The following is a 24,092-nucleotide window of genomic DNA, read 5'->3' on the forward strand; positions in this document are numbered from 1 at the left end:
ATGCAAGAAGACCCCGGTCCGTGTGGACCGGGGTCTTCTGCTGCTCCTCCGAGAATCACGTAGCCCCGACGGGATTCGAACCCGCGCTACCGCCTTGAGAGGGCGGCGTGCTAGGCCGCTACACAACGGGGCCGTGAGCGGTGCCGAGCGGACTCGGCACGAGAAGAAACCTTACCGTGAAGGCTGGATTTCTCCGAATCGGTCCACGTTGCCGTGAACCAGAGCTGGGGTACCAGGACTCGAACCTAGAATGACGGAACCAGAAACCGTAGTGTTGCCAATTACACCATACCCCAAGGGGTTTCACTCCGAGCGTGCCTTGCGGCCTTCTGCGGTGGTGAACCGAGTGGAAATGTTACCGGTCGACCACCGAACCCCCAAATCGGCGGTCGAGCACCGCTGTCAGCTCGTCCAAGGCCCGCACGGAGGCGACCGGTTCGGAGGTCCCGCGGCCCTCGCGGTCGAGCCAGACGGCACGCAGACCGACTGCCTCGGCGCCGAGGACGTCCCACTCGAGGTTGTCGCCGATGCACACGACCCGCCCGGGCTCGACGCCCACGAGCCGACACGCCTCGAGGTAGACGCGGGGGTCGGGCTTGCCGAAGCCGAGGGTGTCGGTCGTCACGACGACGTCGAACCGTCCGGCGAGGTCGAGGGCCTCGAGCTTGACCTCGGTCGGCGCCTGGGCCGAGTTCGTGAGCAGGGCGACGGGAAGGCTCGCGCCCTCGGCCGCCACGAGCAGGTCGGGCACGTCGGGGAAGAGCCGCTGGGCGCGCCGGAAGGCGGGTGCGTAGGCCTCCTCGTAGGAGCGGTGCGCCCCGTCGGGGACCGCGAGCCCGAACGCGGCGGCGACCTCGGCCAGCCGCCCGGCCCGCATCACCTCGAACGCCACGTCACCCGACGCGTACCGCGGGAACCAGCGTTCGGGGTCGTCGTAGTAGCGCTGCGCCATGGCCCGGTGCTCGTCGGGCCGGTGCGGCCAGATCGCGGCCGCCGCCTGCGTGCCCGCGACGACCATCGCCTCCCGCGTGTCGACGATCGTGTCGTCGACGTCGAGGAGCAGCGCCTGGGCGCCGTCGAGGGCGCTCGTGACGGACCGGGCGCTCACGTCGGGTCCACGATCCCGAAGAGGGGCAGCGCGGGCGTGACACCCTCGATCCCTATCCCCCGGGCGTGGTCCGACGCGAGCCAGGCGGCCCGCGTCAACCGCACGTGCTGCAGCGCCTCCCCCGAGTGCTCCAGCACCGAGCGGTGCGTGTCGCGATAGCCGAGGGCACGTGAGACACCCAGGGACGAGGCGTTGTCGACGACGGCGGAGCTGATCGCCGCCTCGGCCCGCAGCGGCCCGAAGGCGAGGGCGAGCACGGCTGCCCGCATCTGCTTGCCGAGCCCCCTCCCGCGCGCCGCGGGAACGAGCCACGACGACGAGTCGACCGCGTGGTCGGCGCGCCAGTCCGGGCCCTCGAGCCACTGGGCCCCGACGACGTCCCCACCGGATCGCACGACGAAGGGCAGCGCCCAGTCGTCGGGCGACCACAACCCGAGGGCGCGCCAGTAGCCCTGCACGAGCACGGCCCGACGGTTCGCGCGGTCGTCGAGACCGGCATACGTCGTCGCGTGCGGGTTCATCGAGAGGTCGTCCGGCAGGAGGGCGCAGAGGCCCGGGAGGTCGGCCTCGGTCATGACCCGAAGGTCGAGGTCGGTCGTGCGCAGGCGGATGCCGTGCAGCGGCCAGGACCAGTCCTCCACGCCCACCTGCCTCAGAGCGAGTCTTGAAGCGAGTCTCGGAGCGACCGGAGACGGCTCAGGGTCGAGGTCTTGCCGAGGATCTCCATGGACTCGAAGAGCGGCGGCGAGATGCGCGCGCCCGAGACGGCGGTGCGCAGCGGGCCGAAGGCGAAGCGCGGCTTGATGCCGAGTCCGTCGACGATCGCGGCACGCAGCGCCTCCTCGATGCCAGCGGCGTTCCAGGGGCTCCCGGTGCCGAGGACGCCGGCGCCGTGGTCGTCGATGTCGCCGAGGACCTTCAGGGCCGCGTCGAGGACCGCCGGGGCGTCGTCCTTGAGCTGGGCGCGGGCGTCCTCGTCGATGACGAGCTGGTCGTCGCCGACGAAGAACGGGCGCACGAGCGCCGGCGCCTCGGTCAGGTGGGCCATGCGCGTCTGGATGAGCTCGGCGACCGCCTTGAGCCGGGCCAGCTCACCCAGGGACTGCGTCTCGCCGAGGACGTCCTCGGCGATGAGGTAGGGCAGCAGCCGGCTCGCGAACTCGCCCACGTCGAGCGAGCGGATGTAGACACCGTTGAGCCAGTCGAGCTTCTTGAGGTCGAAGATCGGGCCGATCGGGTTGACCTTGGCCCAGTCGAAGGTGCGGCTGAAGTCCTCGAAGGTGAAGACCTCGACGTCGGCGCCCTCGGCGTCCTGCTGCGGCGGATAGGCAAGCAACGCAAGGAAGTTCACGAGCGCCTCGGGCAGGTAGCCCTGCTCGCGGAACCACGTCAGCCGCGCGGCGGGGTTCTTGCGCTTGGAGATCTTGGACTTGTCGGTGTTGCGCAGCAGCGGCATGTGCGCGAACTTCGGCGCCTCGAGACCGAGCCAGCGGTAGAGCAGGATGTGCTTCGGCGTGGAGCTGATCCACTCCTCGCCGCGCACGACGTGGGTGATGCCCATGAGGTGGTCGTCGACGACGACGGCCAGGTGGTAGGTCGGGAAGCCGTCGGCCTTGAGGATGACCTGGTCGTCGGGACGGGGTGCCGAGACCTTGCCGCGGATGACGTCATCGAAGACGAGGGGCACGTCGTCGGGCACGAGCATGCGCACGACGGGGGTCTCGCTGAAGCCGGGCAGCGCGGCGCGTTCCTCGCGCGTCTTGCCGACGCAGAGGCGGTCGTAGCCGGTGGGCTGCTTCGTCTTCTGCTGGACCTCACGCATCTGCGCGAGGCGCTCGGTCGAGCACCAGCAGTAGTAGGCGTGGCCGTCCTCGAGGAGCTTGTCGACGTAGGGGCGGTAGGTGTCGAGGCGCTCGGACTGGCGGTACGGCGCGAAGGGCCCACCGAGGTCGGGGCCCTCGTCCCAGTGCAGCCCGAGCCAGGCGAGGGTGTCGTAGAGCTGCGCCTCGGAGTCCTCGCGGAAGCGCGCCCGGTCGGTGTCCTCGACGCGCAGGACGAACTGGCCGCCCTGCTGCCGGGTGAAGGCGAGGTTGAACAGCGACATGTAGGCGGTGCCGACGTGCGGGTCGCCGGTCGGCGAGGGCGCGACGCGGGTGCGCACCGGGCCGGAGCCGTCGGAGGTCGAGACGCGCTGGGTCGCCTCGGTGCGAACCTCGACCTGCTGGCCCTGCTCGGCCTGCTGGGCGGAGCCCGGGTCGAGCGCTGCGGAAGCGGCGTCGCTGACGGGGGAAGACGGCATACCGGTGCTGTTGCTGTTGTCGCTCATGGTGCGACCCAGCCTAGTGGGCACGTCGCGGCCCTCCGGACGTGGAGACGCCGCCCGACCGTGCGGGTCGGGCGGCGTCGTGGGAACGCTGGGGTGCAGGCGCTCAGGCCTGCACGGCTCCGGGAGGGCCGTCGATGTCGTCGTGCCGCGCGTCGTACGTGGCGTCCTCGTCGGGTCCCTGGTCCGGCTTGCCCGGGCGCGCGTGGCGACCGACGTAGCCGCTGTCGGCGGCCGTCTCGCCGGACCCGGCCGGCGTCTGGGGGTTCATGTCGTCCTTTTCCATGACATAAACCCTACGAGACGGACTCAGCGACGCACGAATGTGTTGGTCAGCGAGCCGATGCCGGCGATCTCGACGGTGACCTGCTGGCCGGCTTCGACGAGCCCGACGCCGGCGGGCGTGCCGGTGAGGATGACGTCGCCGGGCAGCAACGTGAAGGCGGCCGACGCGTACTCGATGATCGAGGCGATGCCGTGGATCATGTCGGCGGTCGTGCCGTCCTGCTTGAGCTCGCCGTCGAGCGTCGTGCGGATCGAGAGGTCGGCCGGGTCGAGCTCGGTCTCGACCCACGGGCCGAGCGGGCAGCTCGTGTCGAAGCCCTTGGCGCGGGCCCACTGCCCGTCGCTGCGCTGCCAGTCTCGCGCGGTCACGTCGTTGGCGATGGTGTAGCCGTAGATGCACTCGGCGGCGTTCTCGGCCTTGACGCCTTTGGTGATCGTCTTGATGACGACGGCGAGCTCGCCCTCGTAGGAGATCTCGTCGCTGCCGGACGGCAGGACCACGGGGTCGAACGGCCCCACGACGGCGGTGTTGGGCTTGAAGAACATCATCGGCTCGGCCGGTGCCTCGCCGCCCATCTCCTTGGCGTGGTCGGCGTAGTTCTTGCCGATGGCGACGACCTTTGAGCGCGGGATGACCGGCGCCAGCAGGCGGGCGTCCTCGAGCATGACGGGTGGCTGCCCGCTCGGCTGGAGGCCGATGTAGAGCGGGTCACCCGCCAACGGCGTGATGACCTCGCTGCCTGGGTCGCCCTGGACGATTCCGTATGCCGGGTCGTCCCCGGTCGTGTACCTCGCGATGCGCACGCGCCCACCCTACGACGGGTCACACTTCCCTGCGGAGGACGGTCAGCGCGGCCAGACGATGGTGACGTCGGCCGGCGACCCAGGCTGACCGCTGGGGCGGGTGCGGTACTCCGGCACGCCGACGCACGTCCACAGCAGCCCGGCGACGTCGGCGCCGAGGAGGTCGGCGAGGTCGGAGTCGCGGAAGGTCATGCCCGAGGCCGCGGCGCCCAACGCGTACGCCATGAGGTGCAGGCGTCCCTCGACGAGACCCGAGAGCAGCTGCGCGTCGCGGTAGTCGTGGTCGTCGAGGGTGGCCAGGTCGATGCCGCTCATCGCGACGAACGCCGCGTCGCCGGCCAGCCCCTGCTCGAGCGACGCGGCGAAGAGCTCGTCGCGCACGGTCGCCTCGTCGAGCGGACGCACGGCGTCGGCGACGTCGGGCCAGCGGTGGATGCCGGTGGGCACGCCGTCGACGGCGCTGACCCCGACCCAGTGCGGCACGTCGACGCCCCGGGTCGCGGCAGCCATGGCGTCGACGAGCAGGACGCGTGAGACCGACCGGTCACGGTGCAGACGGCGGATCGAGCCCTTGCTCGCGACGACCGCGTCGGTGCTCGGTCCGGGATCGGACGACAGGACAGGAATTGCCGGACCACGGGCGTGCGGCGCGCCGAGGACGTCGCGCTCCCCCGCTCGCTGGGCGGCCGTCACGAGCGGGAACTCGAGCCCGTCCGCGTCGTGGCGCCCGGGGAGCGGGTCGCCGGTGGGATGGACCGCGGCCCGCCCGTCACCGAGCACGACGAGCGCCACGGGGAACTCGTGCACACGGTCCGCACCGACGAGGGCGGCCACCTCGGCGTCCGGGAACGTCGTGACGAGATGGGCCGGGAGTCCGGCGGCGTCGGCGAGGGCGAGCGTCTGAGCGAGCATCGTGCCGGCGTCCCAGTAGATGTGGCGGAAGCCGCGCTCGCGGTAGCGCCAGCCGGTGCGCCACGGGGTGCCGGTCACGACGAGGGTCGTCGAGTCACCGGTCGGCGGTGGGCCGACGGTGACGAGCGCGTGCGCCTCGGGGTCGTACCAGTGCACGCCGGGCGCGAGGCCCGGGAGGTCGGCCGCAGCTCCCCGCGGCACCGCGACGTAGAGCTCGAGCGGGAAGCGCGCTCCGGCCGAGCCGGCGGCGCGGAAGAGGTTGGTGCCGCCGTCGGCACGGGTCGTGCGCCGGGTCACTCCCGCGGACAGGAAGAGCAGGCGGGCGAGGCCCGGGAGGTCGAGGCTGGCGGGTGCGACGTCGGCCGTGCCCGCGAGGACGCTCGTGGCCGGCTCGGTCGTCCCGGGCAGCTCCTGGGGCAGGAGCGTTCGGCTCAGGTCGTCGTCGTAGTCCTTGTACCAGCGCGGGCGACGGGTGAGGTCGTTCGGGACGAGGTCCTGGACGAGGCGGTCGTCGGCGGGCACCTCCGTCCACTCGCGCTCGTGGGAGTAGGACGTGAGCCGGTGCAGCAGATGGGTGGGCCGTTCGACGTCGGGAGCCATGGCCCCATCGTGCTCCGTCGGCCCTCGGCGTGGGCGGATCCGACGCGAACATCGCCTACCCTCGTGGGGTGCAGGTGCTGGACGAGCCGGAGTGGCAGGAGCGGACCACCGCGCACGAGGCACGGGTCGACGCCGCCACGGCCGCGCACCTCGCCCGGCGACGCGACCACCGCAAGCACCCGGTCGAGGACTTCCTCTTCACGTACTACTCGTTCAAGCCGGCGCAGCTGCGCCGCTGGCACCCCGGTGCAGGCGTCGCCCTCGCTGGTGCCGGCGGGTCACCCCACCGCGACTGGCGGTTCTACGCCGTCGAGGACGACCGCGTGCACGTGGACGCCGACGCCTTCCTCGCCGCCCGCGGCGACACGGTGCGGTTCGTGCGGGACCTGCTCGTGCGCACCGCCGGACGCCCCGGACGGTTCGGCTGCTTCGGGCTGCACGAGTGGGCCATGGTCTACCGCCTCGACCCGTCCGACGTGAGGCACGCGGGCTGGCCGCTGCGCCTCGGCGCCGCGGGCACCGACGCGGTCGTCGAGAGCCACCAGGTCGCGTGCTCGCACTTCGACGCCTACCGCTTCTTCACCCCTGACGCCGAGCCGCTCAACGCGCTGAGGCCGACCCGCGAGGGCCAGCCCGCGCTCGAGCAGCCCGGGTGCCTCCACGCCGGGATGGACCTCTACAAGTGGGCGCACAAGCTCGTCCCCGCCGTGTCGAGCGACCTCGTCATGGACTGCTTCGAGCTCGCCCGCGACATCCGGTCCCTCGACATGCGCGCCGCGCCCTACGACCTGAGCGAGCTCGGCTACGAGCCCGTGCGGATCGAGACGCCCGAGGGCAAGGCGGAGTATGCCGCGGCGCAGCGAGGCTTCTCGGTCCGTGGCCAGGCGCTGCGTGCCCGTCTCGTCGACGCGATCGACGCCATCCCGGGGCTCGAGGCAGCTGCGCCGGGCGCGGAGGCCGAGACGCGCGTGGACGGCGAACGGTCACGCCGAGGCTGAGTTCCTTCGCCCCGATTCTGGTCGCTGACCTGCAGGGTCACGTCGTCGAGTTGGCCCAGCAGCTCTGAGCCGGGGTTAGGAGCAGGGTCAGGCGGCGAGCGCCAGGGCGAGGCTGCGTTCGAAGAGGCTGAGCGGGACTGGTTCGGCGGGTCCTTGAGGCTGCTCGGGGAGCAGTCCCGGCAGAAGGGGTGGGGCGTGAGAGGTGTAGGTGTGCCCGGTGGGGGTGGTGGTCCGGACGGTGTGGGGTGCGCCGGGCTGCTGGCCGGGCGCGGAGTCGTTGATGGTGGTGGCGGTGAACCCGGGGAGCTGTTTCGTGTGGTTGCAGCGCACGCAGAGGGCTTGGCCGTTGGTGTCGGTGGTGGGGCCGCCGTGGGTGTGGTCGAGGTGGCGGGCGGGGGCGTCGCACCAGGGGGTGCGGCAGGTGGCGGCGTCGCGGGTGAGCAGGTAGCGGCGTAGTCCGCCCTCGAACGTGCGGCGGGTCGAGTCCATCGCGATGAGGGTGCCGGTGTCGGGGTGGGTGAACAGCCGCCGCAGCCACACCCCGACCTCCCGCGCCCCGGAGTCGGGCTCGGTGGCCGACTCGGTGGCCGACCCGGTCGCGTGGTGGAGTCGGGTGAGGAGGTCGCGGACCCAGGCGGCGGGGACGGGGCCGTAGCCGGTGAGCTGCGCGGGGGTCTCGTCGCCGGCAAGGAGAGCCTGGTCGGTCATGACGAGCTGGATCTCGACGGGCACCAAGTCGGAGGCGTCTTGTCCGGTGACCCGCTGCACGAGGGTGTCGGCCATGACCTGGCCCTTGCCGCGCTCGTCGCCGGCGGCGCGGGCGGTGTCGGCGGCCGCGGTCAGCGCGGCGTGGGCGGCGACGGCCTGGGCGACGGGCAGCAGAGCGGTGAGGTAGGCCATCGTGTCCGGCGCGGGGCGCAGCGTGACCCGCCGGTCGGACTCGGCCTTCGCGGCCCGGGCCATGACCGAGGCGGCGTCGATCCGGTAGGCGACGGCGCGGACCCGCCGGGCGAGCTCCCGGTCGCCGAGCCCGGCGACTGGGTGGGCCGGGTCGGTGACGACTTCGGCGTCGACGAGGCGCCGGCCCTCGCCGCTGAGGGTGGCGGTCTCGCGGACGATGATCTGCGCGCGCCACTCGCTCAGCTCCCCGGCTTCAAGCGCGGCGAGGGTGTGGGGCAGGTCCGTCGTCAGGGCGAGCGCGAGCCGGACGTGCCCGGCGCCCTGCACCGGTGACTCGTACCGGGCGAGCGCGACCTGCGCCGCGACCCCCGTCATCCCCGACGGCCGCCGCCGGCGCCGCGACCCGGCGCCACCATCACCGGTCTCGGCCCCTGAGCGCTCTCGGCCCGGGCTGTCCTCGTCGGCGAAGGACGCGGCCCGGGCCTGGTCCCGCGCCGCACGCCAGCCGTCGAAGTCGCCGGCGTCGGAGCACTCCCGCGCCCGCTGCGACCACGCCTGCGCGACCTGCTCTTGGGAGTCGACGAACGCCGCCGTGACCCGCACCTGCGCCGCGGCCACCGCCGACTTCACCCGCTCGAGCACCGCGAGCTGGTCGATCAGCACCTGGTCGGACATCTCGGGCACATCCGAGCCGATCCGCGACAGCGTCGACACGAGAGCCTCGAGGCCCTCCGTCGTCACCACTGCCGCATCATCGAACATGTGTTCGATGATATCGGATCAGGACGACTCACAACCCTTTGTGCACACCCAATTCGGTTCGCCGAGAGCGGAATTCGGCTCGAGTTCGAGTCACTCGGAATCCACGTAGAGGCAGAACGGATGGCCGACGGGGTCGAGCATCACCCGGACATCGTCCTGCGGCTGGAACCCGGCGAGCTCGGCGCCGACCTCGACGGCGTACGCCACGGCAACGTCGAGGTCGTCCACCTCGAGGTCGAGGTGGAGCATCATGATCGGCCGGCCCGGTTCGCTCGGCCAGACCGGCCGCACGTAGTTCGGCTCCGTCTGGAACGACAGGTTGTAGCCATGAGTCTCGGACGGGGCGAGCGTCGCCCAGTCGGGCGTGTCCTTGAAGAGCGTCCAGCCGAGCAGTCGCTCGTAGAAGTGCGCGAGGGCGGACGCGTCGGGGGCGTCGAGCACGACGCCGAACCAGTGCTTCGTCGTTCGTAGCGGCATCACCCCAGCATGCCGCCGCCCTGGTCCTGCACGGCGTGAAGAAGGACCGGGATCGGCGTATCAGGAGCGGCGCCCCCTCCTCTGAGGGGTGTCGGCGAAGGTCCAGGCACGCGCGTCGACGAACCTCCACCCTCCAGGGGTGGTGCTGGGCGGGGCCTGGACCGCCCAGCACTTGCCTGCCCTCAGGCGCTCAGCGCGACTCGCGACCCGCGACTCGTGACTCGTGACTCGCGACCCAGCGGGCCTCAGTGGACCGCGCGAGCCCGCGCACGACGACCGCCAGACCCACCTCGAACGCCTTGGCCTCGGACGTCGCATCCGGGGCAGGGAGGTCGGGGTCGACGGCGGCGGCCATCGCGCGATCCTGCTGCCCTGCAACGGATCCGAGGATGTGGTGCACGACGAGGGACGCGACCTCGTCCCGCTCGGACGCCGGTGCGCCGGCGTCGTGGACGAGCTGGGCGAGCGCACGGAGCGGGCGAGCGGCGCCCGGCTCGACGGCATACGCGAGACCGACGACATCGGCGCCGTCGGGCACCTGGACCAGGGCGTCGCGCACGGCGACGGCCAGCCCGACGAGCGCCTCGGCCGGCGGCTGGTCCGGGCGCGGATCGGGGATCTCGGAGAGCAGCACGTCGGCCACCTCGACGAGGAGCTCCTGCTTGTTCGCGACGTGCCAGTAGAGGGCGCCCGGCGCGACGCCGAGCTCGCGCGCGAGGCGGCGCATCGACAGGTCGGCCAGTCCGTAGCGTCGCAGCAGGTCGACCGCGGTCGCGACGACCTGGTCCCGACTCAGTGCCACGCGCTCCCCCGCCCTCGGTGCACGGGTCCGCTGTGGACCCGCGTTGACAGCCGAGCCTAGCGACTCGGCATACTGAACACCGTTCAAGTTGAACACCGTTCAGTGCCGCGCGCAAGGAGCCCGCATGACCCGCCGTTTCGACGACCTCGCCGACGCCGTGCTGGCCGGCGCCCCGGCTACGACGGACGACGCCCTCGACGTCCTGCGCGCCACCGACGAGGAGCTGCTCGCGCTCGTCGCAGCGGCGGCGCGCCTGCGGCGCAAGCACTTCGGCAACGCCGTCAAGGTCAACTACCTCGTCAACCTCAAGTCGGGCCTCTGCCCCGAGGACTGCCACTACTGCTCCCAGCGGCTGGGCTCACAGGCCGACATCCTGAAGTACACCTGGCTGAAGCCGGACGAGGCCATCGAGCAGGCAGCGGCCGGGCTGCGCGGCGGCGCCAGCCGGATCTGCATGGTCTCGAGCGGACGGGGGCCCACCGACCGCGACGTCGACCGCGTGGCCGGCATGGTCGGCGCGCTCAAGCAGGAGCACCCCGACGTCGAGGTGTGCGCGTGCCTCGGCCTGCTCAAGGACGGCCAGGCCGAGCGCCTGCGCGCGGCCGGCGTCGACGCGTACAACCACAACCTCAACACCGCCGAGTCGCACCACGACGAGATCGTCACGAGCCACACCTACGCCGACCGCGTCGACACGGTCACCAAGGCCAAGGACGCCGGGCTCTCCCCGTGCTCGGGCCTCATCGCCGGCCTCGGCGAGAGCGACGAGCAGCTCGTCGAGGCGCTCTTCGCGCTCCGGGACCTCGGCTCGGACTCCATCCCCGTCAACTTCCTCATGCCCTTCGACGGCACCCCGCTCGAGGGAACATGGGACCTCATCCCGGGGCGTTGCCTGCGCATCCTCGCCATGGCCCGGATCGTCTGCCCTGACAAGGAGATCCGCATCGCCGGCGGTCGTGAGATGCACCTCCGCTCGCTCCAGGGGCTCGCCCTCCACGTGGCCAACTCGATCTTCCTCGGCGACTACCTCACCTCCGAGGGCCAGGCCGCGGAGGCCGACCTCGAGCTGCTCCGCGACAACGGCTTCGTCATCCTCGGCGCCGACGACGGGGCGGCCGATCCGGGCCGGCCGTCCGCGGCCACGCACGACCCGGCGAAGCGTCGCCGCGGGGCCGGCACGGACCTGCCTGCCAATGCCTGAACCGTCGGGACCACAGTCGGTCCCACCTCTGCAGTCACCGCTGGCCGCCCGGGACCACGGGCTCGTCTGGCACCCCTACGCGCCGCTCGACGGCCCCGCGCCGTATGCCGTCGAGGGCGCCTCGGGCGTGCGCCTGACGCTGACGGCGCCGGACGGCACGCACCACGACGCCGTCGACGCGATGGCCTCGTGGTGGTGCGCCGTCCACGGCTACCGCAACCCCGTCCTCGACGCGGCCGCCCACGAGCAGGTCGACCGCTTCAGCCACGTCATGTTCGGCGGCCTGACGCACGAGCCGGCCGTCCGGCTCGCCGAGCGCCTCACCTCGCTGGCGCCCGGGCCGATGGCCCACGTCTTCTACGCCGACTCGGGCTCGGTGTCGGTCGAGGTGGCCCTCAAGCTGTCGCTGCAGTTCCAGGCGGCCCGAGGACGACCGAGGCGGCAGCGGTTCCTCACGGTGCGCGGCGGCTACCACGGCGACACCTTCGCCGCGATGAGCGTGTGCGACCCCGTCGACGGGATGCACTCGGCCTTCCCGGGCGCCCTGGCGCGCCAGGTCTTCGCCCCACGCCCTCCCGCCGCGCGGCTCGTCACGACCGCGACCGGCGAGGAGCACTGGGAGACGGACCGGTCGGCCCTCGAGATCTGGGCAAGCGAGGTGCGCACACTGGCGACGACCCACGGCGACGAGCTCGCCGCCGTCGTCGTCGAACCGATCCTGCAGGGCGCCGGCGGCATGCACGTCTACCACCCCGACTGCCTCCGGGTGCTGCGTGAGGTGGCCGACGAGCACGGCCTGCTCCTCGTCGTCGACGAGATCGCGACCGGCTTCGGTCGGACCGGCCGGCTCTTCGCCTCCGAGTGGGCCGACGTGACGCCGGACGTCATGTGCGTCGGCAAGGCACTGACGGGCGGATACCTCTCTCTCGCAGCGGTGCTCATGACCCGTGAGGTCGGTGAGGCCATCACGCGCTCCGCCTTCCGGTCCCTGCTGCACGGACCCACCTTCATGGCCAACCCCCTCGCCTGCGCGGTCGCCAACGCGTCGGTCGAGCTGGTCGAGGCCACCTGGAAGGACGACGTCCCCCGCGTCGGTCGCCTCCTGCGCGAGCACCTCGAGCCGGCGCTCTCCCTGCCCCACGTGGCGGACGTCCGCACCCTCGGCGCGGTCGGGGTCGTGCAGCTGACGTCGCCGGTCGACGTCCCCGCCGTCACGCGCGCGGCGCTCGGGCGCGGCGTCTGGGTGCGGCCCTTCCGGGACCTCGTCTACACGATGCCGCCCTACGTCTGCACCGACGACGACGTGCGGCTCATCGCCGAGGGCGTCGTCGGCGCCGTGGCGGAGGTCCACGGATGAGCCGCTGGGACGCCTGGTTGGGCCAACGAGCCGACCTGAGGGCCGAGCGCGGCGCGGAGCGCTTCGACCCGGTGCTGCGCGTCAGCCGCCCCGGCTCCGCCTCCCGGGACCCTCTCGACCTCGCCTCCAACGACTACCTCGGCCTGTCCCGCGACGAGCGCGTCGTGACGGCCGCCAAGGAGGCCCTCGACCGCTACGGCGCCTCGGCGACCGCGAGCCGACTCGTCACGGGGACCCTGCCCGTGCACCGTGACCTCGAGGCCGCGCTGTGCCGTCTCACGGGAGCGACGAGCGCCCTCGCCTTCTCGACCGGGTACGCCGCCAACCTCGGGGTGCTGACCGCCCTCAGCGGGCGCGGGGCCGAGATCCTCCTCGACGCCCACGCCCATGCGTCGCTGCACGACGCGGCCCGCATGTCGCGGGTCCCGTACGCGACGTTCGCGCACAACGACCCCGACGCCCTGGCCGCCGAGCTCGCCGCCCGTCCCGACCGCAGGGTCGTCGTCGCCGTCGAGTCGATCTACTCCGTCCTCGGGGACGCCGCTCCCCTGCGGGCCCTCGTGGAGGTGTGTCACGCCCACGGCGCCCTGCTCGTCGTCGACGAGGCGCACGGCATCGGTGTCGCGGGGCACGGCCGCGGCCTCGTGCACGAGCTCGACCTCGTCGGGACCCGCGACCTCGTCGTGACGATGACCCTGTCGAAGGCCCTCGGCTCCCAGGGCGGTGCCGTGCTCGGGTCGACCGCCGTGCGCGACCACCTCGTCAACACCGCCCGCAGCTTCATCTTCGACACCGGCCTCGCGCCTGCCGCCGCCGCGGCCGCATGCGCCGCCGCCGAGGTCGTCGACGGCGACCCGACGCTGGCGGCCGCGGTCCGCGCCAACGCCCGCACCATCGCAGCCATCTGCGGCATCGAGCCCGCGGCCGGAGCCGTCCAGTCGATCCCCATGCGGTCGCCCGAGAGCGCAGTCGTCGCCGCCCTCGACCTGCGCGCCCACGGCGTCCTCGTCGGGTGCTTCCGGCCGCCCAGCGTCCCCGACGGCGTGTCCCGCCTGCGGGTCACGGCGCGCGCTGACCTCTCAGGCGAGGATCTCTTCCAGGCCGCGCGTCTCGTCGCCCGCACGGCCGCGACGCACGAGGCACCGTCCCGTCCCGATACCGTCGAGGGGCCACGGGCAGGGGACGCTCCCTCCCCCGCCCGTGGTCTCCCGTCGGTCGCGGCCGTGGAGGGCGTCCAGGGGCCCGTTCCCCCGTCGCCGCTCGGCGCCGTCCCACCCCACGGCGACGATGACTGAGTCAGGGCTCGCCACGCTGCCGGCGGTGCTGATCGTCACGGGCACCGACACCGACGTGGGCAAGACGGTCGTGACGTCGGCGGTCGTCGCGACGGCACGGGCGGCGGGACGGCGCGTGACGGCATACAAACCCACGCAGACCGGGGTGGCACCCGGCGAGCCCGGGGACATGGCCGAGGTCGAGCGGCTGACCGGCGCGCCGACGGTCGAGGGGGTGCGGCTGCGGGCACCGATGGCGCCGCGACCGGCCGCCCGCCTCGAGGACTCCCGGCTGCCCACGCTGGACGAGCACGTGGCTCGCGTCGAGTCGCTGGTCGTATGCCACGACCTCGTCGTCGTCGAAGGTGCGGGAGGGCTGCTCGTCGAGCTCACCGACGACGGTGACACGCTCGCGGACCTCGCGCTGGCGCTGCCCGGCTGCGCTGTGGTCGTCGTGGCCCGCAGCGCGCTCGGCACCCTCAACCACACGATGCTGACGCGAGAAGCACTGTCTCACCGAGGGATCCGTCAGCTCGGCATTGTCCTCGGCTCCTGGCCGGAGCAGCCCGACGTCATCGAGCAGACCAACCGCGAGCACCTCGCGGCACTGCCGGAGGGGCTGCTCGGCGCCGTGCCGCTGGGTGCACCCCGGCTGGACCCGGAGACCTTCCGGACCGCCTCGCCCGGGTGGCTCCCCGGCCTGGAGGAGCGCCTGGGTCAGCGCCTGGGTCAGCGCCTCGGGACGCCCTGACGCAGCAGCCCGTGCACGATGCCGTCGGTGAGGGCGCGCCACGACGCCGCGAGGATCGAGCCGGCGACACCGATGGTGTCCCACGACGTCTCCCCGTCGGAGGTCTCGATGAGCACGCGCGTCACGGCGTCGGTGCCGTGCGAGGCATCGAGGATGCGCACCTTGAAGTCGATGAGCTCGATCTTCTCGATCTCCGGGTAGGCCCGGGTCAGCGCCTCACGCAGGGCGTGGTCGAGGGCGTTGACCGGGCCGTTGCCCTCGCCGGTCGCGATGAGGCGCGCCCCGTCGGCGCGAAGCTTGACCGTGGCCTCCGAGGTGGCGTCGCCGTCGCCCGACGAGTCGGTGATGACCCGCCACGACTCCACCTCGAAGTAGTCCGTGCAGCCGGGGTCGAGGGCCTCGCGGAGCATGAGCTCCACCGTGGCGTCGGCCGCGTCGAAGGTCCAGCCCCGCAGCTCGAGGTCCTTGACCTCGGCGAGCACCGAGGCGACGACGTCGGGACGGTCGGACAGGTCGAGCCCGGCCTCGCGGGCCTTGAGCTCGATGCTCGCGCGGCCGGCCATGTCGGAGACGAGGGTGCGCATGCCGTTGCCCACGAGGGCCGGGTCCATGTGCTGGTAGAGGTCTGGGTCGACCTTGAGGGCGCTCGCGTGCAGGCCCGCCTTGTGCGCGAAGGCGCTCGCGCCGACGTAGGGCTGGCGGCTGTAGGCGGGGACGTTGGTGACCTCGCTGATCGCGTGCGCGATGTGCATGGCGCGGCGGAACTCGTCCTGCTCCATCACGTGCAGCCCCAGCTTGAACTGGAGGTTGGCCGCGACCGTGACGAGGTCGGCGTTGCCGGTGCGCTCGCCGTAGCCGTTGACGGTGCCCTGGACGTGCGTGGCGCCGGCCCGCACGGCCGCGACGGAGTTGGCCGCCGCGCACCCGGTGTCGTTGTGGCAGTGGGCCCCCACCCGGGCGCCGGTCGAGGCGATGACGTCGGCGACGACCTCCTCGACCTGGTGCGGCAGCATGCCGCCGTTGGTGTCGCAGAGCACGACGACCTCGGCCCCGGCGTCGTGCGCCGTGCGCACCACCGACAGGGCGTAGTCGCGGTCGAGGTGCCAGCCGTCGAAGAAGTGCTCGCAGTCGACGAAGACCCGGCGCCCCTGCGCCACGAGGTGGCTGACCGTGTCGCGGACCATCTCGAGGTTCTCCTCGAGCGTCGTGCGCAGCGCCCGCTCGACGTGGCCCGTGTGCGACTTGGCGACGAGGCACACGACCGAGGCGCCCGAGTCGACGAGCGCCTGGACGAGGGCGTCCTGCGCCGCGACCCCGCCGGCACGACGGGTGGCCCCGAAGGCGGCGAGCGTCGCGTGGCGCAGGTCGAGCTCGGTGCGGGCCCGCTCGAAGAACTCGGTGTCCTTCGGGTTGGCACCGGGCCAGCCGCCCTCGATGAAGTCGACCCCGAGATCGTCGAGCAGCCCGGCAATGGCGAGCTTGTCCGACACCGAGAGGTTGAGCCCCTCCTGCTGGGCGCCGTCGCGCAGGGTGGTGTCGTAGACGTGCAGCGCTTCCATGGCCTTCATTGTCCTCGGTCTCGGGGGTTCGGCCGACCGCCTCTGACAGGCGGGCGACGCGGATGGGGGCGTCCCGGTCTCTTCTCGTGGTCGCGGCGGCCGGGGTGGTGGCCTTCGCGGTGTCTCCGTCGGGGTGGTTCGGGAAACAAAAAGACCCCCCAGGGTTGGGAGGTCTGCGCGACGAGGGGTGCTCGTCGCGCTATTCGATAATGAGGGTGCCGGTGGGCACGGGGCGCTTCATCACACGCTCACGGTAGGGCCCACGAAACGTCCGCGAAACACCACGTCCGGATCGTGGGACCGCCGTCCCATCCAGCGGTCCCGCAGGACGGGTGGTCGTCCGCCACCCCGCCCCACGGGACGTGCGGTGTCACCTCGACCCGGCCACACGGCATACCGGATCTCAGCGCGCGGCGGCGGCCTCGACGAAGGCACGGAAGAGCCGCGGGTCGGTGCCGACCTCGGGATGCCACTGCACCGCGAGACGGAAGGTCGCGCCGGGGTCCTCCATCGCCTCGAGCGTCCCGTCGTCGGCCCACGCCGACGCCACGTAGCCGGGGTGCCGCAGCACCGACTGGTGGTGGTAGCTCGGGACGTCGACCTCCTCGCCGAGGATGCCGGCGAGGCGCGTGCCCGCCACGGTCCGCACGGGGTGGTTGCCGTAGGTCGCTGGCGCCGGCGAGTGCTCGTGGTGGCCGACGCGGTCCGGCACGTGCTGCTCGAGCAGGCCACCGGCCGCGACGGCCATGACCTGCATGCCGCGGCAGATGCCGAGCAGCGGCAGGTCGACCTCGGCGGTGGCGCGCGCGAGCGCGAGCTCGGAGGAGTCCCGGTCGGGTCGTGAGGCCTGCACCGACGCGTGGCGCTCGTCGGCGTAGAGCTCTGGTGCGACGTCGACACCGCCGGCGAGGATGACGCCGTCGAGACGCTCGATGATCTCGAGCGCCGTGTCGTCGTCGGCATCGGGACGCGGCGGGATGACGACCGCGATGGCCCCGGCGTCCTCGACCTGCCGGACGTAGCGGTGCGGCACGAGCGCCCCGGGCACGTCGACCCAGCGCCCCCACGACGCCCGCTCGACGTAGGCGGTGATCCCGATGACCGGACGGCTCATGCCGATCCCCTACCCGACCTCAGAGCGGCGTGACGTAGGCGCCCGAGATGCCGCCGTCGACGAGGAACGTCGAGGCGGTGATGAAGCTCGACTCGTCGGAGGCGAGGAAGAGCACGGCGTTGGCCATCTCCTCGGGCTCGCCGAAGCGCCCCATCGGCACGTGCACGAGCCGCCGGGCCGCCCGCTCCTCGTCCTTGGCGAAGAGCTCCTGGAGCAGGGGCGTGTTGACCGGTCCCGGGCACAGGGCGTTGACGCGCACGCCCTGGCGGGCGAACTGCACACCCAGCTCGCGCGACATCGACAGCACGCCGCCCTTGCTCGCGCTGTAGGAGATCTGCGAAGTGGCCGCGCCCATGACGGCGACGAACGAGGCCGTGTTGATGATCGAGCCCTTGCCCTGCTCGAGCATGTAGGGCAGGGCCGCCTTGCAGCAGAGGTAGACCGACGTGAGGTTGACCTCCTGCACCTTGCGCCACGCGTCGAGGTCGGTGTCGAGGATCGAGTCGTCCTCGGGCGGGCTGATGCCGGCGTTGTTGAAGGCGATGTCGACGGAGCCGTAGGTGTCCTTCGCCGTCCGGAAGAGCGCGTCGACGTCCTCCTTGCTCACGACGTCGACCCGCACGAACGTGCCGCCGACCTCCTCGGCGATCCGCGGACCGTTGACCTCGTCGAGGTCGCCGATGACGACCTTGGCGCCCTCCTCGGCGAACCGCCGCACCGTCGCGAGACCGATGCCCGAGCATCCGCCCGTGATGACCGCGACCTTGCCGTCGAGCCTGCCTGCCATGTGGATTTCCTTCCAGCCCAATGAGTTACGTGTCGGTTGTGGGGGTGACCGTCAGTCGGTCGCGATGAAGACGTTCTTGACCTCGGTGAAGGCGTCGAGCGCGTCGGGGCCGAGCTCGCGGCCGATCCCGCTCTGCTTGAAGCCGCCGAAGGGTGTCGAGTAGCGCACGCTGCTGTGCGAGTTGACCGAGAGGTTGCCCGCCTCGACGCCGCGCGCGACCCGCAGCCCGCGCCCGATGTCGCGCGTCCAGATGGACCCCGAGAGGCCGTATGCCGTGTCGTTGGCCTTGGCGACCGCGTCGGCCTCGTCGTCGAACGGCATGACCGCCACGACCGGCCCGAAGACCTCCTCCTGCCACACCCGGTCGGTCGTCGAGCGGGGCAGGACCACGGTCGCGGGGTACCAGTAGCCGCTGCCGTCGGGGGCGTCGCCGCGGAAGGCGACGTCGACCTCCTCGCTGGCCTCCTCGACGTAGGAGCGCACGGTGTCGCGCTGGCCGGCGCTGATCAGGGGCCCCATCTCGGCGGACTCCTCGCGGGGGTCGGTGACGACGACACCGCGCACCGCCGTCTCGAAGTGCTCCATGAAGGTGTCGAAGACGCTGCGCTGCACGAGGATCCGGCTGCGCGCGCAGCAGTCCTGACCGGCGTTGTCGAAGACGCCGTAGGGGGCGCGGGCCGCTGCGAGCTCGAGGTCGGAGTCGGCGAAGACGATGTTGGCGCTCTTGCCGCCGAGCTCGAGCGTGACCCGCTTGACCTGGTCGGCGGCGCCGCGCATGATCCGCTGCCCGACGGCGGTGGACCCGGTGAAGCAGACCTTGCGCACGTCGGGGTGGGTCACGAAGCGCTCGCCGACGACCGACCCCTTGCCGGGGACGACGGTGAAGACACCCTCGGGGATCCCGGCCTCGAGCGCGAGCTCGCCGAGGCGCATCGCCGTCAGCGGCGTCAGCTCGGCGGGCTTCAGCACCACGGTGTTGCCGGCGGCCAGCGCGGGAGCGAAGCCCCAGCCGGCAATCGGCATCGGGAAGTTCCAGGGGACGATGATGCCGACGACGCCGAGCGGCTCGCGGAAGGTCACGTCGATGCCACCGGCCACGGGGATCTGGCGCCCGAAGTTCCGCTCGGGTGCCGCCGAGTAGTAGGCGAGGACGTCCCGGACGTTGCCGGCCTCCCACCGGGCGTTGCCGATGGTGTGGCCGGCGTTCTCGACCTCGAGCAGGGCGAGCTCCTCCTGGTGCTCGCCGACGAGGTCGGAGAAGCGGCGCAGGAGCAGGCCGCGGTCGGCGGGACTCACCTCCCGCCAGGCCGGTGCCGCGGCTGAGGCCCGCGCGATGGCGGCGTCGGCCTGCTCGAGCGAGGCCAGCTCGACCGAGCGGACGACCTCCTCGGTCGCCGGGTTGATGACGTAGTGCGTCTGGCTGGTGGTGGTCACAGTCGCTCGAATCCTCTCCTGCGCTCCCAGTCGGTCACGGCGGCGTTGAAGGCCGTGATCTCGACGTCGGCGGCGTTGACGTAGTGGTCGACGACCTCGTCGCCGAAGGCTGCCCGCGCCATCTGCGACCCGGCGAGGAGGTCGCGGGCCTCCTGCAGCGTCGAGGGGACGTGCGGCTTGTCCGAGGTGTAGGCGTTGCCGTCCAGCGCAGGCTCGAGCGGGAGCTCGTGCTCGATGCCGTGCAGGCCGCCCGCGAGCATCGCGGCGACGGCGAGGTAGGGGTTGAGGTCGCCGCCGCCGATGCGGTTCTCGACGCGGAGTCCGGCGCCGTGGCCGACGACGCGCAGCGCGCACGTGCGGTTGTCACGGCCCCACGCGACGGTGGTCGGCGCGAAGCTTGCCGACGCGAATCGCTTGTAGGAGTTGATGTTCGGCGCGTAGAAGTAGGTCAGCTCGCGCTGCGTCGCGAGAATGCCGGCGAGGAAGTGCTCGAACATCGCGCTGTGGCCGTGCTCGCGGTCGTCGTCGACGAAGACCGTCTCGCCGTCGAGCCCGCGCAGCGACAGGTGGATGTGGCACGAGCTGCCCTCGCGCTGGTCGAACTTGGCCATGAAGGTCAGCGACTTGCCGTGGTGGGCCGCGATCTCCTTGGCCGCGTTGCGGTAGACGACGTGGTTGTCGCACGTGCGCACCGCTTCGTCGAAGAGGAAGCCGATCTCGTGCTGGCCGTAGTTGCACTCGCCCTTGGCGCTCTCGACGACGGCGCCCGCGGCATACATCTCGTTGCGGATCTCGCGGAGCAGCGGCTCGACCCGGTCGCCACCGAGGATGGAGTAGTCGACGTTGTAGCGGTTGGCCGGCGTCAGCCCGGTGTAGCCGGCGTCCCACGCCTGCTCGTAGGACTCCTGGAAGACGATGAACTCGAGCTCGGTGCCGCAGTGAGCGGCCATCCCGAGGGCAGCGGCGCGGTCGACCTGGGTCTTGAGCACCGTCCGCGGCGACTGCGCGACCGCGCCGCTCCCGTCGAGCCAGGTGAGGTCGCACTGCACGGTCGCCGAGTTGCGGCTGCCCGGGGTGCGGCGGAGGGTGCCCAGGTCGAGGTCGAAGAACATGTCGCCGTAGCCGCGCTCCCACGAGGAGATGGCGTAGCCGTCGACGGTGTTCATGTCGACGTCGACGGCGAGCAGGTAGTTACAGCCCTCCGTGCCGTCCTCGAGGACGTGGTCGAGGAAGTAGTGCCCGTGCAGGCGCTTGCCCTGCAGCCGTCCCTGCATGTCGGTGAACGCGACGACGACCGTGTCGATGTCGCCCGCCTCGATCTCGGTGCGGAGCTGGTCGACGGTCAGGGTCGGTGGTTTCGCCATGTCTCTTCCTATCCGATGAGGCCGCGGAGCAGGGCGGAGGTGGCATCGCAGTGCTCCTCCATGACCACGCGGGCCCGGTCAGGGTCGCCGCCGAGGATGGCCTCGACGATCTGGGCGTGCTGGTTGTCGGAGTGCTCGATGTTGCGCCGGAGGACCGGGATCGCCATGAGCATGTCGTGCAGGGCGGCCTGCGCCCGGGTCACCGCGTCGACGAGCATCGGCGACCCCGAGAGCGTGGCGATCGCGAGGTGCAGCCGCGAGTCGGCGACGCGGTGGGCCGGGGCGTCGGCCGCCTCCTCGACCTCGCGCAGGCTCTCGGTCAGCCAGGCCCGCTGGTCGCCGGCCAGCGGCTGCGTCGCCGCCAGCCACGCCGCCCCCGGCTCGACGACCCGGCGGAACGTCAGGGCATCGGCCATCGCGGCCCCGCTGCGCACGAAGGTCCCCGGGACCCCGCGTGGCGACGAGGGGAGCTCGGCGGCATACGTCACGGTCGTGCCGCCGCCCCGGCCCCGCTTGGTCGTGACGAGGCCGGAGTCGCGGAGCGCCGCGATGGCCTCGCGCAGCGTGTTGCGGCTGACACCGAGGCGCTCGGCGAGGTCGCGCTCCGGCGGCAGCTGCTCGCCGTCGGCGAGCACCCCGAGACGGATCGCGCGGGCGAGCTGCTCGACGGTGTTCTCGAAGGCGTTGCCGGACGCCGGCCGCAGCACCGCGTCCGGCAACGCCGTGAGCGCGAGGTGGCGCTCTCCCCTGACCACGTCCACGTCAGCCGAAGATCTGCGACGCCGGCTTGGTGTCGTGACCCTTCGGCACGTCACGCATGAAGTGCACCCGGCCGCCGACGAACCACGTCACCGTCGAGAAGACGAGGACGGCGAGGACCGCGATCGGCGCGTAGTTGAAGGTGTTGACGGTGATCGGACTCGCCGGCGGGAGCATGAACAGCACGACGATGAAGCCGACCCAGACGACGGCGACCCAGCCGATGGGGGCGCTCCACCGGCCGAGGTTCCACACGCCGGGTCGAAACTCGGGGTTGGTCCGGCGCAGGAAGACCGGGACGACGTAGGCGATGTAGAGACCGATGACGGCGATCGAGGTGACGGCGAGGTAGGCGGTCGTCGAGACGAGCGCGGGCGCGGTCAGCACGACGGAGCACGCGACGCACAGCCAGATGGAGTTGGTCGGCGTGCCGGTGCGGGGGTTGACCTGCGACCACCACCGCGAGCCGGGTAGGGCGTTGTCGCGCGAGAAGGCGTAGGACATGCGCGAGTTGGCCGTGACCGAGGCCATGCCGCAGAAGAACTGGGCGACGGCGGCGATGAAGAGCAGGAAGATCCCGAGCGAGCGGCCGGCCGCGTCGATGAAGATCTGGGCCGGCGGCAGGCCGATGTCGGTGCCGAGGGCCGCGTCGTAGTCCTGGATCGCGGCGGTCACCGCGACGAGGAGCACCCAGCCGGCGAGGATCGAGACCCACACGCTGCGCACGAGGCCCTTGGGCGCCTCGGTGGAGGCGTTGATGGTCTCCTCGGCGACGTGGGCGGAGGCGTCGAACCCGGTGTAGGTGTACTGCGCCATGAGCAGGCCGATGAGGAAGGCGTAGAACGGCGCGTCCCAGCCGGTGCGGTTCTCGAAGTGGAAGAAGGTCCACGACAGGCTCTGGTGCTGGTCCGGGACGAACGCGAGGACGGCCACGATGACAGCCACGCCGACGAGGTGCCACCACGCGCTGACGTTGGAGAGCAGCTTGACGAGGTTGACGCCGAAGGTGTTGAGCAGCCCGTGCAGCGCGATGATGACGAGGAAGGCCACGAACGTCGAGACGGCGGTGACCTCGATGCCGGTGACGAGGCTGAGCAGCGCCATCCACGTCACGGCCGCGCCGTAGTCGATGGCAGCCGTGACGGCGACCTCGCCGAGGAAGTTGAACCAGCCGACGTACCAGGCCCACACGCGCTTGTTGCGCCGCGCGAGCCGGCCGGCCCAGAAGTAGAGGCCGCCCGCGGTCGGGTAGACCGAGCAGATCTCGGCCATGGCGAGCGAGACGAGCAGGACGAAGGCGCCGACGAGCGGCCACCCGATGGAGATGGCGATCGGGCCGCCGGCGTTCATGGCTATCGCGTAGCTCGTGATGCAGCCGGCGAGGACCGAGATGATCGAGAAGGAGACCGCGAAGTTGGAGAAGCCGCTCATGCCGCGGTGGAGCTCCTGCTTGTAGCCGAGCTCGGCCAGCATGGCCTCGTCGGTCGCAGCTCCCGCGGGGGCTGGGGCACCCGCGGTGCGACCGGTCAGTTCAGGGGACGGAGGAACGCTCATGCACTACCTCACAAACATCGTGCAGCGAACCTTTGCCCGCTGCTCCACCATGATGTGAGGCATCGTCCACCCGCACAGCGGACACCGTCAATGGTTCTGGATCAAACCTTTTGAGCGAGGACCGCCTCGAGGACGTGGGCCACGCCGTCGTCGTCGTTGGCCGGGCACTCCCGGTCCGCCGCCCGGCGAACCTGCTCGTGGCCGTTGGCCACGGCCCACCCGACTCCGGCCCACTCGAGCATCGGCAGGTCGTTCGGCATGTCCCCGAACGCCCACACCTCTTCCGCCTCGATGCTGAGTCCGGTGGCCCACCGTTCGAGGCCGGCAGCCTTGGTCACGCCGGGCGCGTTGAGCTCCGCGAGCCCGTGCGCACCGGAGAAGTGCAGGTGACCGCGGTCGCCGACCACGTCCTCGACCACGGCGAGGAACTCCTCGAGGGGCAGGTGCGGCGCGAGGGCGAGCAGCTTGCCGACCGGTTCGGCCGCCACCTCGCGCCACGACCCGTGCACGGCCCGGTCCGCGCCGCGGTCACGGTGCGGGTCGGGGTAGTCGTCGGCCACGAAGGGCCCACTGGTCCGTTCGGCCGCGAACGCGATCGACGGCACGGCTCGACGCAGGTCCGCGACGATGTCGTCGACGACGCCGCGTTCGAAGCAGTGCGTCTCGACGACCTGTCGGGTGGCCACCTCGTAGACGAACGCACCGTTGCCGCAGATGGCCGTGCCGCGTGGCCCGACGACCCCTTCCAGGTCGTGCAGCCAGCGAGGCGGACGGGCCGTCACGATGACCGTCTCGATGCCCGCGTCGGCGGCGGCCGACCAGGCGGCCGCCGTGCGCGCGGACAGCGAGCCGTCCGTGCGCAGCAGGGTGCCGTCGAGGTCGGACGCGACGAGCCGGGGCCGGTCCAGGTCTCCCGGCGTCGGCCCGGGTCGTGCCGGACCGGTGCCGGGAACCATCGGCGACGTCC

At 72.0% G+C, this 24,092-nt stretch carries 22 protein-coding genes and 2 tRNA genes; 5 read left to right on the forward strand and 19 right to left on the reverse strand.

Going from position 1 to position 24,092, the window contains the following annotated elements; translation table 11 throughout:
• Positions 1–60 precede the first annotated feature (60 nt).
• The 8 genes from U5C87_RS19345 to U5C87_RS19380 all read right to left on the reverse strand — a co-directional run bounded on the left by U5C87_RS19345 (position 61) and on the right by U5C87_RS19380 (position 6,032).
• Positions 61–133, reverse strand: a tRNA-Glu gene (locus tag U5C87_RS19345).
• A gap of 91 nt (positions 134–224) precedes the next feature.
• Positions 225–296, reverse strand: a tRNA-Gln gene (locus U5C87_RS19350).
• 59 nt (positions 297–355) lie between these two features.
• A complete protein-coding gene (locus U5C87_RS19355) occupies positions 356–1,108 on the reverse strand; it encodes an HAD family hydrolase (protein WP_330474089.1) in 753 nt (250 codons plus the stop codon).
• Positions 1,105–1,749 carry a GNAT family N-acetyltransferase gene (locus tag U5C87_RS19360; RefSeq protein ID WP_330474090.1) on the reverse strand — a complete coding sequence of 215 codons (645 nt, stop codon included), beginning with the start codon at positions 1,747–1,749 and terminating at the stop codon, positions 1,105–1,107. Before U5C87_RS19360 ends, U5C87_RS19355 begins: the two co-directional genes overlap by 4 nt.
• Positions 1,750–1,760: 11 nt before the next feature.
• Positions 1,761–3,212, reverse strand: a complete 1,452-nt coding sequence (gene gltX, locus U5C87_RS19365; protein ID WP_443082144.1) for a glutamate--tRNA ligase — start codon at positions 3,210–3,212, stop codon at positions 1,761–1,763.
• A 325-nt stretch (positions 3,213–3,537) separates the two neighbouring features.
• Entirely contained in the window at positions 3,538–3,717 is a 180-nt protein-coding gene (locus tag U5C87_RS19370; RefSeq protein ID WP_330474092.1) for a hypothetical protein, read from the reverse strand.
• Between the two features lie 23 nt (positions 3,718–3,740).
• Entirely contained in the window at positions 3,741–4,520 is a 780-nt protein-coding gene (locus tag U5C87_RS19375) for a fumarylacetoacetate hydrolase family protein (protein WP_330474093.1), read from the reverse strand.
• A 42-nt stretch (positions 4,521–4,562) separates the two neighbouring features.
• Positions 4,563–6,032 (reverse strand): hypothetical protein, encoded by a 1,470-nt coding sequence (locus U5C87_RS19380; RefSeq protein WP_330474094.1) that lies wholly within the window; start codon positions 6,030–6,032, stop codon positions 4,563–4,565.
• A 68-nt stretch (positions 6,033–6,100) separates the two neighbouring features.
• On the opposite strand from U5C87_RS19380, the gene U5C87_RS19385 reads away from it, so the two are divergent.
• On the forward strand, positions 6,101–7,030 hold the full coding sequence (locus U5C87_RS19385; protein WP_330474095.1) for a 3-methyladenine DNA glycosylase: 930 nt from the start codon (positions 6,101–6,103) through the stop codon (positions 7,028–7,030).
• Between the two features lie 87 nt (positions 7,031–7,117).
• Here U5C87_RS19385 and U5C87_RS19390 read toward each other — a convergent pair whose 3' ends face one another.
• The 3 genes from U5C87_RS19390 to U5C87_RS19400 form a co-directional block, all read right to left on the reverse strand.
• The gene (locus U5C87_RS19390) at positions 7,118–8,692 is read right to left on the reverse strand and encodes an HNH endonuclease (protein WP_330474096.1); all 1,575 of its coding nucleotides are present in this window, start codon (positions 8,690–8,692) and stop codon (positions 7,118–7,120) included.
• Positions 8,693–8,782: 90 nt separating this feature from the next.
• Complete coding sequence (locus U5C87_RS19395) at positions 8,783–9,169, reverse strand: VOC family protein (RefSeq protein ID WP_330474097.1); 387 nt, start codon at positions 9,167–9,169, stop codon at positions 8,783–8,785.
• Positions 9,170–9,359: 190 nt separating this feature from the next.
• A complete protein-coding gene (locus U5C87_RS19400) occupies positions 9,360–9,971 on the reverse strand; it encodes a TetR family transcriptional regulator (RefSeq protein ID WP_330474098.1) in 612 nt (203 codons plus the stop codon).
• A 124-nt stretch (positions 9,972–10,095) separates the two neighbouring features.
• Between U5C87_RS19400 and bioB the strand changes: the two genes are divergently transcribed.
• Genes bioB through bioD form a run of 4 tightly spaced genes read left to right on the forward strand, consistent with a single transcriptional unit; the run spans position 10,096 to position 14,554 of the window.
• Positions 10,096–11,172 carry a biotin synthase BioB gene (gene bioB, locus U5C87_RS19405; RefSeq protein ID WP_330474099.1) on the forward strand — a complete coding sequence of 359 codons (1,077 nt, stop codon included), beginning with the start codon at positions 10,096–10,098 and terminating at the stop codon, positions 11,170–11,172.
• Positions 11,165–12,529, forward strand: coding sequence for an adenosylmethionine--8-amino-7-oxononanoate transaminase (bioA, locus tag U5C87_RS19410; protein ID WP_330474100.1), 1,365 nt, complete (start codon positions 11,165–11,167; stop codon positions 12,527–12,529). The genes bioB and bioA overlap by 8 nt, the downstream gene beginning before the upstream one ends.
• Complete coding sequence (locus tag U5C87_RS19415; RefSeq protein WP_330474101.1) at positions 12,526–13,824, forward strand: 8-amino-7-oxononanoate synthase; 1,299 nt, start codon at positions 12,526–12,528, stop codon at positions 13,822–13,824. Before bioA ends, U5C87_RS19415 begins: the two co-directional genes overlap by 4 nt.
• A complete protein-coding gene (bioD, locus tag U5C87_RS19420; protein WP_330474102.1) occupies positions 13,817–14,554 on the forward strand; it encodes a dethiobiotin synthase in 738 nt (245 codons plus the stop codon). Before U5C87_RS19415 ends, bioD begins: the two co-directional genes overlap by 8 nt.
• Here the strand turns inward: bioD and cimA are convergent.
• The 8 genes from cimA to U5C87_RS19460 all read right to left on the reverse strand — a co-directional run bounded on the left by cimA (position 14,533) and on the right by U5C87_RS19460 (position 24,081).
• Positions 14,533–16,113 (reverse strand): citramalate synthase, encoded by a 1,581-nt coding sequence (gene cimA / locus U5C87_RS19425; protein ID WP_330474103.1) that lies wholly within the window; start codon positions 16,111–16,113, stop codon positions 14,533–14,535. The two genes, bioD and cimA, sit on opposite strands and share 22 nt — an antisense overlap.
• A 403-nt stretch (positions 16,114–16,516) precedes the next feature.
• Complete coding sequence (locus U5C87_RS19430; RefSeq protein ID WP_330474104.1) at positions 16,517–17,227, reverse strand: gamma-glutamyl-gamma-aminobutyrate hydrolase family protein; 711 nt, start codon at positions 17,225–17,227, stop codon at positions 16,517–16,519.
• A 19-nt stretch (positions 17,228–17,246) separates the two neighbouring features.
• Positions 17,247–18,014, reverse strand: coding sequence for a 3-oxoacyl-ACP reductase (locus U5C87_RS19435; protein ID WP_330474105.1), 768 nt, complete (start codon positions 18,012–18,014; stop codon positions 17,247–17,249).
• Positions 18,015–18,065: 51 nt separating this feature from the next.
• On the reverse strand, positions 18,066–19,448 hold the full coding sequence (locus U5C87_RS19440; protein ID WP_330474106.1) for an aldehyde dehydrogenase family protein: 1,383 nt from the start codon (positions 19,446–19,448) through the stop codon (positions 18,066–18,068).
• Positions 19,445–20,812 (reverse strand): glutamine synthetase family protein, encoded by a 1,368-nt coding sequence (locus U5C87_RS19445; RefSeq protein WP_030195178.1) that lies wholly within the window; start codon positions 20,810–20,812, stop codon positions 19,445–19,447. Before U5C87_RS19445 ends, U5C87_RS19440 begins: the two co-directional genes overlap by 4 nt.
• 8 nt (positions 20,813–20,820) lie before the next feature.
• Complete coding sequence (locus U5C87_RS19450) at positions 20,821–21,573, reverse strand: FadR/GntR family transcriptional regulator (protein ID WP_330474107.1); 753 nt, start codon at positions 21,571–21,573, stop codon at positions 20,821–20,823.
• A gap of 1 nt (position 21,574) precedes the next feature.
• Positions 21,575–23,125 carry an amino acid permease gene (locus U5C87_RS19455; protein ID WP_330474108.1) on the reverse strand — a complete coding sequence of 517 codons (1,551 nt, stop codon included), beginning with the start codon at positions 23,123–23,125 and terminating at the stop codon, positions 21,575–21,577.
• A gap of 101 nt (positions 23,126–23,226) precedes the next feature.
• A complete protein-coding gene (locus tag U5C87_RS19460) occupies positions 23,227–24,081 on the reverse strand; it encodes an HAD family hydrolase (RefSeq protein ID WP_330474109.1) in 855 nt (284 codons plus the stop codon).
• Positions 24,082–24,092: the final 11 nt, after the last annotated feature.

The sequence above is a fragment of the Terrabacter sp. C0L_2 genome, from assembly GCF_036352015.1.
Taxonomy (GTDB): domain Bacteria; phylum Actinomycetota; class Actinomycetes; order Actinomycetales; family Dermatophilaceae; genus Terrabacter; species Terrabacter tumescens.

Bases quoted from the DNA above. Each gene is read 5' to 3' on its own strand.
- U5C87_RS19455 (WP_330474108.1), bottom strand. From the start codon at position 23,125: ATGAGCGTTCCTCCGTCCCCTGAACTGACCGGTCGCACCGCGGGTGCC.
- bioB (WP_330474099.1), top strand. From the start codon at position 10,096: ATGACCCGCCGTTTCGACGACCTCGCCGACGCCGTGCTGGCCGGCGCC.
- cimA (WP_330474103.1), bottom strand. From the start codon at position 16,113: ATGGAAGCGCTGCACGTCTACGACACCACCCTGCGCGACGGCGCCCAG.
- bioD (WP_330474102.1), top strand. From the start codon at position 13,817: ATGACTGAGTCAGGGCTCGCCACGCTGCCGGCGGTGCTGATCGTCACG.
- U5C87_RS19435 (WP_330474105.1), bottom strand. From the start codon at position 18,014: ATGGCAGGCAGGCTCGACGGCAAGGTCGCGGTCATCACGGGCGGATGC.
- U5C87_RS19395 (WP_330474097.1), bottom strand. From the start codon at position 9,169: ATGCCGCTACGAACGACGAAGCACTGGTTCGGCGTCGTGCTCGACGCC.
- gltX (WP_443082144.1), bottom strand. From the start codon at position 3,212: ATGTCGCTGTTCAACCTCGCCTTCACCCGGCAGCAGGGCGGCCAGTTC.
- U5C87_RS19380 (WP_330474094.1), bottom strand. From the start codon at position 6,032: ATGGCTCCCGACGTCGAACGGCCCACCCATCTGCTGCACCGGCTCACG.
- U5C87_RS19445 (WP_030195178.1), bottom strand. From the start codon at position 20,812: ATGGCGAAACCACCGACCCTGACCGTCGACCAGCTCCGCACCGAGATC.
- U5C87_RS19390 (WP_330474096.1), bottom strand. From the start codon at position 8,692: ATGTTCGATGATGCGGCAGTGGTGACGACGGAGGGCCTCGAGGCTCTC.
- U5C87_RS19430 (WP_330474104.1), bottom strand. From the start codon at position 17,227: ATGAGCCGTCCGGTCATCGGGATCACCGCCTACGTCGAGCGGGCGTCG.
- bioA (WP_330474100.1), top strand. From the start codon at position 11,165: ATGCCTGAACCGTCGGGACCACAGTCGGTCCCACCTCTGCAGTCACCG.
- U5C87_RS19370 (WP_330474092.1), bottom strand. From the start codon at position 3,717: ATGGAAAAGGACGACATGAACCCCCAGACGCCGGCCGGGTCCGGCGAG.
- U5C87_RS19460 (WP_330474109.1), bottom strand. From the start codon at position 24,081: ATGGTTCCCGGCACCGGTCCGGCACGACCCGGGCCGACGCCGGGAGAC.
- U5C87_RS19415 (WP_330474101.1), top strand. From the start codon at position 12,526: ATGAGCCGCTGGGACGCCTGGTTGGGCCAACGAGCCGACCTGAGGGCC.